Source organism: Actinophytocola xanthii, assembly GCF_001921205.1.
Classification (GTDB): domain Bacteria; phylum Actinomycetota; class Actinomycetes; order Mycobacteriales; family Pseudonocardiaceae; genus Actinophytocola; species Actinophytocola xanthii.
The window spans coordinates 21,669-33,463 of sequence record NZ_MSIE01000005.1 but is presented as its reverse complement, the minus strand read 5'-3'; the positions used below and the strand labels follow the sequence as shown (position 1 = coordinate 33,463).

Annotated in this window: 9 protein-coding genes and 2 tRNA genes; 9 read left to right on the top strand and 2 right to left on the bottom strand. The window is 70.3% G+C overall.

The window, feature by feature from the left end; all coding sequences use genetic code 11:
* The first annotated feature begins 23 nt into the window (after positions 1 to 23).
* Positions 24 to 1,391, top strand: a complete 1,368-nt coding sequence (locus tag BU204_RS04360; RefSeq protein ID WP_075124229.1) for an L-serine ammonia-lyase — start codon at positions 24 to 26, stop codon at positions 1,389 to 1,391.
* Positions 1,392 to 1,410: 19 nt separating this feature from the next.
* Here the strand turns inward: BU204_RS04360 and BU204_RS04355 are convergent, their stop codons facing one another.
* Entirely contained in the window at positions 1,411 to 2,634 is a 1,224-nt protein-coding gene (locus tag BU204_RS04355; protein ID WP_075124228.1) for an FAD-dependent oxidoreductase, read from the bottom strand.
* A gap of 87 nt (positions 2,635 to 2,721) precedes the next feature.
* On the opposite strand from BU204_RS04355, the gene gltX reads away from it, so the two are divergent.
* From gltX to BU204_RS39880, 8 genes are all read left to right on the top strand, one after another.
* The gene (gltX, locus tag BU204_RS04350) at positions 2,722 to 4,206 is read left to right on the top strand and encodes a glutamate--tRNA ligase (protein ID WP_075124227.1); all 1,485 of its coding nucleotides are present in this window, start codon (positions 2,722 to 2,724) and stop codon (positions 4,204 to 4,206) included.
* Positions 4,207 to 4,349: 143 nt separating this feature from the next.
* A complete protein-coding gene (locus BU204_RS04345; RefSeq protein WP_083660986.1) occupies positions 4,350 to 5,216 on the top strand; it encodes an HAD family hydrolase in 867 nt (288 codons plus the stop codon).
* A 37-nt stretch (positions 5,217 to 5,253) separates the two neighbouring features.
* Positions 5,254 to 5,325, top strand: a tRNA-Gln gene (locus BU204_RS04340).
* 44 nt (positions 5,326 to 5,369) lie between these two features.
* A tRNA-Glu gene (locus tag BU204_RS04335) sits at positions 5,370 to 5,442 on the top strand.
* A gap of 315 nt (positions 5,443 to 5,757) precedes the next feature.
* On the top strand, positions 5,758 to 6,912 hold the full coding sequence (locus tag BU204_RS04330) for a carboxylate-amine ligase (RefSeq protein WP_075124225.1): 1,155 nt from the start codon (positions 5,758 to 5,760) through the stop codon (positions 6,910 to 6,912).
* A 145-nt stretch (positions 6,913 to 7,057) separates the two neighbouring features.
* Positions 7,058 to 7,891 carry an SAM-dependent methyltransferase gene (locus BU204_RS04325; RefSeq protein ID WP_075124328.1) on the top strand — a complete coding sequence of 278 codons (834 nt, stop codon included), beginning with the start codon at positions 7,058 to 7,060 and terminating at the stop codon, positions 7,889 to 7,891.
* A gap of 268 nt (positions 7,892 to 8,159) precedes the next feature.
* A complete protein-coding gene (locus BU204_RS04320; RefSeq protein WP_083660997.1) occupies positions 8,160 to 11,291 on the top strand; it encodes a glycosyl hydrolase 115 family protein in 3,132 nt (1,043 codons plus the stop codon).
* Positions 11,292 to 11,308: 17 nt separating this feature from the next.
* Positions 11,309 to 11,464 (top strand): hypothetical protein, encoded by a 156-nt coding sequence (locus BU204_RS39880; protein WP_158073395.1) that lies wholly within the window; start codon positions 11,309 to 11,311, stop codon positions 11,462 to 11,464.
* An 18-nt stretch (positions 11,465 to 11,482) separates the two neighbouring features.
* Here BU204_RS39880 and BU204_RS04315 read toward each other — a convergent pair whose 3' ends face one another.
* Positions 11,483 to 11,773: a hypothetical protein gene (locus BU204_RS04315; protein WP_075124224.1), complete on the bottom strand. Its 291-nt coding sequence runs from the start codon at positions 11,771 to 11,773 to the stop codon at positions 11,483 to 11,485.
* Positions 11,774 to 11,795: the final 22 nt, after the last annotated feature.

Here is an 11,795-nt window from a genome sequence, read left to right as displayed (position 1 = left end):
GACGAGGAAGTCGGGACGGTGCGGTGACGATCAGTGTGTTCGACCTCTTCAGCATCGGGATCGGACCCTCGAGCTCGCACACGGTCGGCCCGATGCGTGCCGCCCGCACCTTCGTCGAGGGGTTGGCCGCCGACGGGCTGCTGCCCGCGGTGACCGAGCTGCGTGCCGAGCTGTTCGGCTCGCTCGGTGCCACCGGCCACGGCCACGGCAGTGACCGGGCCGTGCTCCTCGGGCTTGCGGGTGAGGCGCCGGAGACGGTCGACACCGACACGGTGGCCGAGCGGGTGGAACAGGTGCGCGCGACCCGCCGGCTCGCCCTGCTCGGCCGGCACGAGATCGCCTTCGACCCCGACACGCACCTCGTGCTGCACCGCCGCCGCAGCCTTCCCTTCCACCCCAACGGCATGCGGTTCCTCGCGACCGGGCGGGACTGGTCGAAGGAACGCACCTACTACTCGGTCGGCGGCGGTTTCGTGGTCGACGAGCAGGCCAGCGGCGCCGACCGGATCAAGTCGGACGACACCGAGGTCGCGTACCCGTTCCGCACCGGCGCCGAGCTGCTGGCTCACTGCCGGCTCACCGGGATGGCCGTCAGCGAGGTGATGCTGGCGAACGAGTGCGCGTGGCGCTCGGCCGACGAGGTCCGCGACGGCCTGCTCGGGATCTGGGACGTCATGCAGGAGTGCGTCCGCAGCGGCTTCACCCGCGGCGGCGTGCTCCCGGGCGGGCTCAAGGTCCGGCGCCGGGCCCAGGAGATGTACGCCCGCCTGTCCACCGACCCCTACTCCACCGACCCGCTGCGGGTGATGGACTGGGTGAACCTGTTCGCGCTGGCGGTCAACGAGGAGAACGCCTCCGGCGGCCGCGTGGTCACCGCGCCGACCAACGGCGCCGCCGGCATCATCCCCTCCGTCCTGCACTACTACGCGAGGTTCGTGCCCGGCGCCTCGCCCGAGGGCGTCGTGCGTTTCCTGCTCACCGCGGGGGCGATCGGCGTGATCTACAAGGAGACCGCGTCGATCTCCGGCGCCGAGGTGGGGTGCCAGGGCGAGGTCGGCTCGGCCTGCTCGATGGCCGCGGCCGGCCTGTGCGAGGTGCTCGGCGGCACCCCGGAGCAGGTCGAGAACGCCGCCGAGATCGGCATGGAGCACAACCTGGGACTCACCTGCGACCCGGTCGGCGGGCTGGTGCAGATCCCGTGCATCGAACGCAACGCGATGGCCTCGGTGAAGGCCATCAACGCCGCGCGGATGGCCCTGCACGGCGACGGCAACCAGGTGGTCTCCCTGGACAAGGTCATCAAGACCATGCGGGAGACCGGCCGGGACATGAAGGTCAAGTACAAGGAGACGGCCCGCGGCGGCCTGGCCGTGAACGTGATCGAGTGCTGACCGCCGTGGGCAGGCCTGCTCAGCGGCGGGCGAACGCCGGTGCGTGCTCGGGTCGCGGCCCGATCGCCACGATGTAGGCCGGGATCTTCCGCAGCGCCGGGAACCGGCGGGTGAGCACCATCGGCGGCTTCGGGAACGTCTCGCGTTCGCCGCTGAGCACCGGGCCGATGACCGCGCCCTGCAGGAACCGCTGCATGCCCTGGGTGATGACCGTGGGCAGCCAGCGGCGGCGCCGGACCCTGGCCAGTTCGGCCGAGCTGACCCGGCCGCGCGCCAGCGGTTCGGCCAGCAGGGTGGCGGTGGCGACGGCGTCCTGTACGGCGAGGTTGACGCCGACACCGCCGAGCGGGGACATGGCATGGGCGGCGTCGCCGATCAGCAGGAGCCCTTCGGTGTGCCAGCGCCGGAGCCGGTTCACCCGGACGTCGAGCATCCGGACCTCGTCCATCGAGGCGATCGACCGCACGCGGTCGGCCATCTCGGGCGCCAGCGTGGCCACCCGCTCCCGGAAGCGCTCCACCCCCGCCGCACGCAGGGCGGCCTCCTCGCCCTTCTTGACCAGGTACGCCGCCTGGTAGTAGTCGCCCCGGTTGATGAGCAGCAGGACGTCGTGGCCCTCGATGTGGGCCTGCACGCCGCTCACCGCGCCGCCCTCCTCCGGACGGGGGAGGCGGAACCACCCCACGTCGAACGAGACCGGGAACTCCCGGGGCACCAGCCCGGCCTGCTCGCGCAGGACCGAGGTACGCCCGTCGCAGCCCACCGTGAGCGCCGCCCTGATCTCGCCCTCGGTGCCGTCGGCCGTTCGGTAGCGCACGCCCGCTACCCGGCCGCCCTCCCGCACCAGCGAGGTGACCGCGGTGTTCATCCGGAGCGTGAACGTCGGCTCGTTCTTCCCCGCGTCGGCGAGCAGGTCGAGGAAGTCCCACTGGGGCACCATCGCCACATAGTTGTAGGGCGGGCGCAGTCGGGTGAACTCCCCGATGACGGCCGCGCCGCCGGCCGGGTCCGGGAACGCGATGCGCTCCAGCCTGCTCTGCGGCAGCGCACGGAACTCCTCGCCCAGCCCCAGCTCGTCCATCAGCCGGATCGTCGAGGCGTGCACGGTGTCGCCCCGGAAGTCACGCAGGAAGTCCGCGTGCTTCTCCAGGACCTGCACCTCCACTCCCGCCCGTGCCAGCAGCAGTCCCAGCACCATGCCCGCCGGGCCGCCGCCCGCGATGACACATGTCGTCCTCTCCATGACCCCTCCAGTTATTCATCTTGTGTTGAATAAGTTCAGGATGCCGCCGCGTGCGGTGCGCGTCAAGGCGAATACGCTGATCGGGCCATGAGTAACGCAACACACCCCGGGGAAGTCCGGGCCCGCTTCTCGCCCTCGCCCACCGGCACGCCGCACGTCGGGCTGATCCGCACAGTGCTGTTCAACTGGGCCTTCGCCCGGCACCACGGGGGCAAGCTCGTCTTCCGCATCGAGGACACCGACGCCGCGCGGGACTCCGAGGACAGCTACCGCGCCCTGCTGGACGCCCTGCGTTGGCTGCGCCTGGACTGGGACGAGGGCCCGGAGGTCGGCGGCCCGCACGCCCCGTACCGGCAGAGCGAGCGCTCGGAGACCTACCGGGAGATCGCCCGCCGGCTGCTGGAGGCGGGGGAGCTCTACGAGTCCTTCTCCACCAGCGAGGAGGTCGAGGCCCGGCGTCGTGCGGCGGGGCAGGACCCCAAGCTCGGCTACGACAACGCCGACCGCGAGCTCACCGAGCAGCAGAGGTCCCAGCTCCGCGCGGAGGGTCGTGAGCCCGTGCTGCGGCTGCGCATGCCCGACGAGGACATCGCGTTCACCGACCTCGTGCGCGGGGAGGTCGTGTTCCGGGCGGGCAGCGTGCCCGACCCGGTCCTCGTCCGAGCCAACGGCGCCCCGCTCTACCCCTTCACCAACCCGGTCGACGACGCCCTGATGGGCATCACCCACGTCCTGCGCGGCGAGGACCTGCTGCCGTCCACCCCGCGCCAGATCGCCCTCTACGGCGCCCTGCGCCGGATCGGCGTCACCACGTTCACCCCCCTGTTCGGCCACCTGCCGCTGGTGCGCGGGGAGGGGAACAAGAAGCTGTCCAAGCGCGACCCCGAGTCCAACCTGTTCCACCACCGCGAGCGCGGCTTCCTGCCCGAGGGGATGCTCAACTACCTCGCGCTGCTCGGCTGGGCGATCGCCGAGGACCGGGACGTCTTCACGATGGAGGAGATGGTCGCCGCCTTCGACATCTCCCGGGTGAGCGCGAATCCGGCGCGGTTCGACCAGAAAAAGGCCGAGGCAATCAACGCCGAACACATCCGGCGCCTTTCCGAGTCCGATTTCGTCGACCGGCTCGTGCCATACCTGATTTCCGCCAAACTCTTTCCGGAGACTCCGTCGGACGAGCAGATGGCGCTTCTTGCCGGAATTGGCCCTCTTGTTCGTGAACGAGTGACCGTACTGTCCGACGCGGTGGAGATGGTCCGGTTCCTGTTCGTCCGCGAGGAGGAGTTCGCGCCCGAGCCCGCCGCCGCCGGCAAGGCCCTCGGCGCTGACGCCGAGCCGGTCCTGGACGCGGCGATCGTGGCGCTGGACGGCGTCGCCGAGTGGACCGCGGCCTCGATCGAGGAGGCGCTGCGAGTCGCGCTGATCGAGGGCCTCGGGCTCAAGCCCCGCAAGGCGTTCGCGGCGGTTCGCGTCGCCACGAGCGGTCGCACTGTCTCGCCGCCGCTGTACGAGTCCCTGGAGTTGCTTGGCCGGGAGCGGTCACTGAGCCGGTTGCGGCGTGCGCGGAGCTGACAGACGGGTAACGGACCGCTGACAAGAAGCGATACAGCCTAGTCAACGGACGCGGGCATGGTGTCAACTTAATCGTGTCAGTTGGCCAGAAATCACCTCCTTAGCCGAATCGGCGGAGGCCGGCCAAGGCCTAGCCTCGCCTGATGACCTTTGGGCTTGTGCCATTCCCCGCCGGGGCCTCCTCGGTTGCCCGCAGGTTGACGCGCGGGGAGGGTCCGGAGCACCGGCCCGCCACAGTTCACGCCGTCTGCCTGGACATCGACGACACGTTGGTGGACTTCACCGCGACCGCGCGCAGGGCGCTGTCGGACATGATCGGCCGAGACGACATGTGGTTGCGCTGGCAGCGCACCACCGACGAGCACGTGGCCAAGGTCGTCGCCGGGGACCTCGCCTACGAGGACATGCACCAGGCGCGGACCCAGGCGTTCTTCGCCGACCTCGGTGCCCTGCTGGACGACGAGCTGGTCGCCGACCTCGAGCGGCGGCGCAGCTCCCGGCTGCGGGCCAGCTGGCGGCTGTTCGAGGACGCGCTGCCGTGCCTGGACTGGTTACGTGCCGCCGGGCTCAAGCTGGCGGCTGTGACAAACGCCTCGGGCGCGCACCAGCGGGCGAAGCTGGAGAAGCTGGGCATCGCCCGCTTCTTCGACGCGGTCGTCATCGCCGGCGAGCTGGGCGCCGCGAAGCCCGATCCAGTGATCTTCCACACGGCATGTGCGCGGATGGAGGTTCCGGTCGCCCATGTCATGCACGTCGGCGACCTGTTGGAGGCCGACGCGCTGGGCGCCAGGAACGCGGGCCTGCACGGCGTCTGGCTCAACCGCTCGCACGACGACGCCCGGCCGGCCACCGGGATCGCGGTCATCGAGACGCTCGCCGACCTGCCGGAGCTGCTGGTCACCGAGTACCGGACACCCGATCTGGCCGGCGCGTACGCCCGGCACGGGGATCCGATTTCCGGTCCCCGGGAGGTGTGGTCTAACATCTCTTCCCGGCACTACGGCGAGTGAGTCGACGGCGACGACGACCCAGGATCCGCGGTGCTGGTGGGGTATGGTGTAATTGGCAGCACGACTGATTCTGGTTCAGTTAGTCTAGGTTCGAGTCCTGGTACCCCAGCAGAGAGAACAAAATCAGATACTGATAAGGTTCCCTCTGATCCTGGCCCCGTCGTCTAGCGGCCTAGGACGCCGCCCTCTCAAGGCGGTAGCGCGGGTTCAAATCCCGTCGGGGCTACAGATACCGCACGGCGGCGTCGACTTCGGTCGGCGCCGCCGTGTTGTTACTCGGGTTTACCCCTTCCGCCGGACGCGTGCGGGCGAACGTCCGGTGGCGCCGGAGCGCGCGGCGGCGCACGATAGGGGGAACGGAGTTCGTCCATCCTGGAGCGGTGGTGAGTCGAGCTCTGGACTCGGCGCTCCAACCGGGCGGCGTCGTCAGCCATTTCGTCGTCGTACGGCCAAACAGTGCGCCGACTACGACCCCGTTCGCGGCGTCCGAGCCTCACCCCTGGGCACGACGGCCGCCCTGCCACCACCCGGAGGCAGCAGCATGATCGATCTTGATCCCGTCATCCCCCCGCAGCGGAACGACCAGGACGCGCCGACGCTGGGCGTCGAGGAGGAGTTCCTGGTGGTCGACCCGGCCACCGGCGCCCCGCTGCCCGCGGCCGCCGCCGTCGTCGGAGCGGCGGGGCAGATGGGGGTGGAGCTGCACTACGAGCTCACGACCGCCCAGGTGGAGGTCAACACCCCGGTCTGCCACGACATGCGGGAGGTGGGTGCGCAGCTCCGCGCGGCCCGCGCGGTCGCCGCCGCGGCCGCCCTGCAGAACGGGGGCCAGCTCCTGCCGGTCGGGGTGCCGCTGACCGGACCCCTGCGCCAGCAGGTCACCGACGCCGACCGCTACCGGCGGATGGTCGAGGAGTTCGGGTTGCTCGCCGTCGAGCACGGCGTGTGCGGGTGCCACGTGCACGTCGGCGTCCCCGACCGGGAGACGGCTGTTCAGGTCGGCAACCACCTCCGGCCGTGGCTGCCGGTGCTCCTGGCGTTGTCGGCGAACTCGCCGATCTACGACGGCGTGGACACCGGCTACGCCAGCTGGCGGTCGGTGCTGTGCGCGCGGTGGCCCTGCTGGGGTGCGCCGCCGTACTTCCGCTCGCTCGACGAGTACGCCGCGACGACCGCCATGCTGATCGACAGCGGCGTCGCGCTCGACGCGGGAATGATCTACTGGGACGTGCGGCCGTCCTGGCACCTGCCGACGGTCGAGGTGCGGGTGAGCGACGTCCCGGCGACGGTCGACGGGACTGTCCTGCTGGCCGTCCTGGTGCGTGGGCTGGTCACCACCGCGGTCCGCGCGGTACGCGCCGGGGTACCGGCGCCGCTCGTCGGCGCCGAGGCCCTGCGCGCGGCGTACTGGCGAGCGGCCCGCGACGGCGTCACCGGTTCCGCCCTCGACGTGGTCAGCGGGCGCCTGGTGCCCGCGACCGAGATGCTCAACCAGCTCCTGCGCCACGTCAGACCCGTGCTCGCGGACACCGGCGAGCTGCGCGCGACGCGCACCCTGCTGACCCGGGTGCTGCGCAACGGAAACGGGGCCGTGCTGCAACGGGCGGCCTTCGGTGTCCGGGGTTCGCTCCTCGACGTGGTGTCGACGCTGGCCCGGCACGCCCTCCAGGACCGGGCGCCGGACACGGCGGCCTGATTGTCGAAGCCGGTACACCCCGTGCTGTCTGGGCCTTCTTACGCCGTCCCGGGCCCGTTCCGGGCGATTGTCGTTGTCGCGTAGGCTGAACGCGCCGTCACTGGCGGTGACCAGTTTGGCCGACAACTGCAACAGCGAGGTCCGAATGGCTGACAACGCCTCTTCGTACAGTCCTCCTTCCGCCGCGATCGACACGACTCGGCCCAGCGTGGCTCGGGCCTACGACGCGGCGCTGGGGGGCAAGGACAACTACGAGGTGGACCGCCAGTTGCTGGCGCAGCTGAACGCGGCCGTGCCCGAGGTGAACATCATCGCGGTGAGCAACCGCGCGTTCCTGGTGCGGGCCGTCCGGTATCTGGCCCGCGAGGCTGGCATCGACCAGTTCCTCGACTGCGGTTCTGGTCTGCCCACCGCCGAGAACACCCACCAGATCGCCCAGCGGGTCAACCCCGGCGCGCGCGTGGTGTACATCGACAACGACCCGGTCGTGCTGGCCCACGGGCGGGCGCTGCTCGAGGACAACGAGCTCACGCACCTGGTCGACGCGAACATCTTCGACCCGGCCGCGGTGCTGGAGAACACGTTCGTGCGCGAGCACCTGGACTTCACCCGTCCGCTGGGGCTGCTGCAGGTCGCCACCCTGCACCACCACAGCGCCGCCGAGGGCCTTCCGCCGGCCGAGGTGATGCGGGCCTACATCGACGCCGTCCCCTCCGGCTCGTACGTGGTGTTCTCGCACTTCATCAACCCGGAGAACGAGTACAGCGAGATCGCCGAGCGGGTGCAGGGGATTCTCGAGAACAGCATCAGCCGGGGCTTCTTCCGCACCCGCGCCGAGATCATGGAGATGCTCAGCGGCCTGGAGCTCCTCGAGCCAGGGCTGGTCGTCAACGAGGACTGGTGGCCGCTCGGCCCGCGCAGTGCCCCGCTCCCCGCCGCCGCGAACCTCATCGTCGGCGCGGTCGGCCGCAAGCCCTGACCCTGGCACCCACCGTCTCCGGTAGACGGCGCCGTTTCCTCCGAACGCCCATCCCCGCACGCGGGGGTGGGCGTTCTCGTGTCCAGATAAAGATCATCGACCCCGCTTACATCGCCGAAAGTTTCGGGCACTCCTGCTGACCTTATATATTGTCCGGGTGCGATTACCGCTCTGGATTCCGACGATCCGGACAGCTATCGTGTACGAGTTACGGAAGAGATTCGAAACTTTCGGTATCGGCACGTACCTGCGGTCAACGGAGATCGACATGAGAATTCCCGTCCAGCTGCTGATCGCCATCCTCGTGGCCGGCGCCGTGGTGCCCCCGGCTTCGGCATCCACCCGGGGCCGGGGCACGTTGCGCACCGACCCCGGGTCCTATGTAGTCACCTCCCCGCGTCCTGGCGCTTTCCCTCTGGTGGCACGGGGAAAGGGCGCGCCGATCGTGGTCAGCGGGGACGACTACGTCGGTGTCGTACGGGTGGCGGGCGACCTGCGTGACGACGTCGAGCGGGTGACCGGGGTGCGCCCGGTCGTCTCGGTGGACCAGGTGCCCGTGGGGCAGGAACCGGTGATCGTGGGCACGATCGGTCGCAGCCCGCTGATCAACGGGCTTGTCCGGGCGGGCAAGCTCGACGTCACCGGGATCGCCGGCAAGTGGGAGACCTCGCTCCAGCAGGTCGTGTACAACCCGATGCCCGGCGTGCGGAAGGCACTGGTGATCGCGGGCAGCGACCAGCGCGGAACGATCTTCGGCGTCTACGACGTGTCCCAGCGCATCGGCGTCTCACCCTGGTACTGGTGGGACGACGTGCCCGCCCGGACCGCCGAGGAGCTGTACGTCCTGCCCGGCCGGCACACCCAGGGCACGCCCGCGGTCAAGTACCGCGGCTTCTTCATCAACGACGAGAACCCGGCGCTGGGCACCTGGGCGCCCCGGCACTTCGGGCCCGGGCAGGCGCCCGGGTACCCCAACGGGTTCAACAGCCGGTTCTACGGCCAGGTGTTCGAGACCATGCTGCGGCTCAAGGCCAACTACCTGTGGCCGGCGGTGTGGGGCCGGGCGTTCGCCGAGGACGACCTAGCCAACCACGCGACGGCGACCGCGTACGGGGTGGTCATGGGAACCTCCCACGAGGCCCCGATGATGCGGGGGATCGAGGAGTGGAACCGCCATGCGGTACCGGCCGTGCGCGATCCCGAGGGGAACATCGTCACCCCGGGCCACGATCCCTACGGTGGCACGGGGGAGTGGAGCTTCCGCCGCAACCCCGAGGCCATCAAGGCCTACTGGCGCGACGGCGTTCAGCGGATGGTGGACGAGGAGTTCGAGGGCGTGGTCACGCTCGGAATGCGCGGCAACGGAGACGTGAGCCTGCCCGACGGCGACGGCATCGAGCTGATGCGGGAGATCATCGCGACCGAGCGCCGGATCATCGAGGAGACGACCGGTCGGGACCCGGCGCAGACCCCGCAGGTGTGGACGCTCTACAAGGAGGTCCAGCGCTATTGGGACCAGGGCCTGCGCGCCCCGGACGACGTGACCGTCGTGTTCACCGACGACAACTGGGGCAACATGCGCAAGCTGCCCGACCCGGCGCTCTCGCCGCGTGCGGGCGGGTACGGGATGTACTACCACTTCGACTACGTCGGCGGCGGCCGCAACTACAAGTGGGTCGACACGATCAACCTCGCCAACACCTGGGAGCAGCTGCACACGACCTACGAGTACGGCGTCGACAGGCTGTGGGTGGTCAACGTCGGTGACCTCAAGAACGAGGAGCTGCCGACCCAGTTCTTCCTCGACTACGCGTGGAACCCGGACGCCTGGCCGCTGGAACGCCTGCCGGAGTGGGAGAAGCGGTACGCGGCGCAGAACTTCGGCCAGGAGCACGCGGCGACGATCGCCGAGGTGCTGCACACCTACGGCGTGCTCCAGTCACGCCGCAAGCCCGAACTGCTCAACCGGCGGATCACCACCGCCGCGGACGGCACGGTCACCTACGACGACGAGCAGACCCCCTTCTTCCTGGAGCACTACCGCGAGCTGGACCGGGTCACCGCGCAGTGGCAGGACCTCGCCGAGGAGGCGGAACGGATCGGCCGCAAGCTGTCACCGGCCAAACAGGATGCCTACTTCCAGCTCGTGCTGTACGCGGTGAAGGCCACGGCCAACCTGTACGCCCTGCGCCAAGCGGAGTTCACCAACATCCGCTACGCCGAGCAGGGACGGGCAGCCACCAACGACCTCGCCGACCGGACCGACGCCAGGTTCGCCGAGGACCAGGCGCTGTCGGACTACTACAACACCGAGCTCGCCGACGGGAAGTGGGACGGTTTCCAGACCCAGCCCAAGATCGGGTACGGCGACGTCGACCGCTACGGCCCGGACGCACCGTGGCAGCAGCCGCAGACCCCCGACCACGTCGCGCTGCCGGACGAGGTCTTCCCGGCCGTGCGGCGGATCGAGGTGCCGGCGGGCGCGGACCTGGGGGTGGCGATCGACGGGTCGGCGCAGTGGTGGCCGGCGGCGGCCGAGCCCGCGGTGCTGCCCACCTTCAGCCCGCACCAGAGCCAGCCGGCGCAGTACGTCGAGGTGTTCAACCGCGGCCGCGACCCGTTCGCCTACCGGATCGAGTCGCCCGAGCCGTGGCTGCTGGTGACACCGAGCCGGGGCGTCGTGGACAAGGAGGTCCGAGCCGCGGTGCGGGTCGACTGGCGGCACGCGCCGAAGGGGACGACCCGGGTACCGCTCACCGTGCGCGGTCCGAACGGGACGGCGGTCGAGGTCACGGCCGTCGTCGAGAACCCGCGCAACGCTCCGCGCCGCGGTTTCGTCGAGGCCAACGGGTACGTGTCGATGCTGGCCGACCACGCGAGCCGGGTCGTCGGCGCCGGAGGTGTGGACTGGCTGCGCATCCCGGGGATCGGCCGCGACGGGGCCGGCATGCAGCCGACGCCGGTGACCGCGCCGAGGCAGACCCCGGGCGGAGCGAGCCCGCGGTTGGAGTACTCGGTCAACCTCCGCACCACCGGCCCGGTCAAGGTCTGGGTGTACCTGTCCCCGAGGAACAACGTGCACCCCACCGACGGCCTGAGCTATGCGGTTTCGCTCGACGGCCAGTCACCGCAACGGGTGAATGTGACAACGGCCACGGGTGCCGACGACACGAGGATGAACCGCCAGTGGGAGCGGAACACCTCGGACAACGTCAACCGCACCGTCACCACGCACGTCGTGGACCGTCCCGGCGAACACGTGGTCAAGGTGTGGATGGTGGACCCGACGGTGGTCGTGCAGAAGATCGTCGTGGACACCGGCGGTCTGGCGCCGAGCTACCTCGGACCGCCGGAGAGCCGGCACGTCGGCCGGCTGCCGCAGGTTTCACCGGGCCACTGACGGGAAGGCCTGCGTGCGTGACCGAACGCGAGAAGCCAGAACGACACCTCGAGCCCATCGGCGACGCCGACCCCGACTTCGCCGATGAGCACAGCCAGCCGACCTTCGCCGACCAGCCGCCCTCGGAGGAGCCGGACGAGTCGGTGCCAGAGGGACGGGCCGGTATGGACTAGGACGTGGCATAGGTCGGGTCAGCTGGAGGAGCCTCCCTCGCGCATGGCGCGGCGGATCTCCTCCAGCTTGTCCCGCCCCGCCTTGTCCCGCTCGGCCAGCTGCTGGTCGATCGTGCGGCCCTGCTGGGACTCCGCCGCGAGCTCTTCGGCACCGGTCGAGGTGGCGGCGCGCCGCTCGATCTGGTCGCGCACGTAGTCGAAGGTCGGCACGCCGCCCTCGGTGTAGCCGGTCGCCGTCTCGGGCGCCGCCGGCGGCGGCTCCTCGACGATCTCGGCGTCAATGGGTTCCGGCTCGTTGCGCTCGGTCACATCTGCTCCAACTGCGTCGTCG

What these genes read in the sequence shown, in the direction of transcription:
- BU204_RS04330 (WP_075124225.1), top strand. Translation starts at nt 5,758, where the DNA reads ATGATCGATCTTGATCCCGTCATCCCCCCGCAGCGGAACGACCAGGAC.
- BU204_RS04345 (WP_083660986.1), top strand. Translation starts at nt 4,350, where the DNA reads ATGACCTTTGGGCTTGTGCCATTCCCCGCCGGGGCCTCCTCGGTTGCC.
- BU204_RS04355 (WP_075124228.1), bottom strand. Translation starts at nt 2,634, where the DNA reads ATGGAGAGGACGACATGTGTCATCGCGGGCGGCGGCCCGGCGGGCATG.
- BU204_RS04320 (WP_083660997.1), top strand. Translation starts at nt 8,160, where the DNA reads ATGAGAATTCCCGTCCAGCTGCTGATCGCCATCCTCGTGGCCGGCGCC.
- gltX (WP_075124227.1), top strand. Translation starts at nt 2,722, where the DNA reads ATGAGTAACGCAACACACCCCGGGGAAGTCCGGGCCCGCTTCTCGCCC.
- BU204_RS04325 (WP_075124328.1), top strand. Translation starts at nt 7,058, where the DNA reads ATGGCTGACAACGCCTCTTCGTACAGTCCTCCTTCCGCCGCGATCGAC.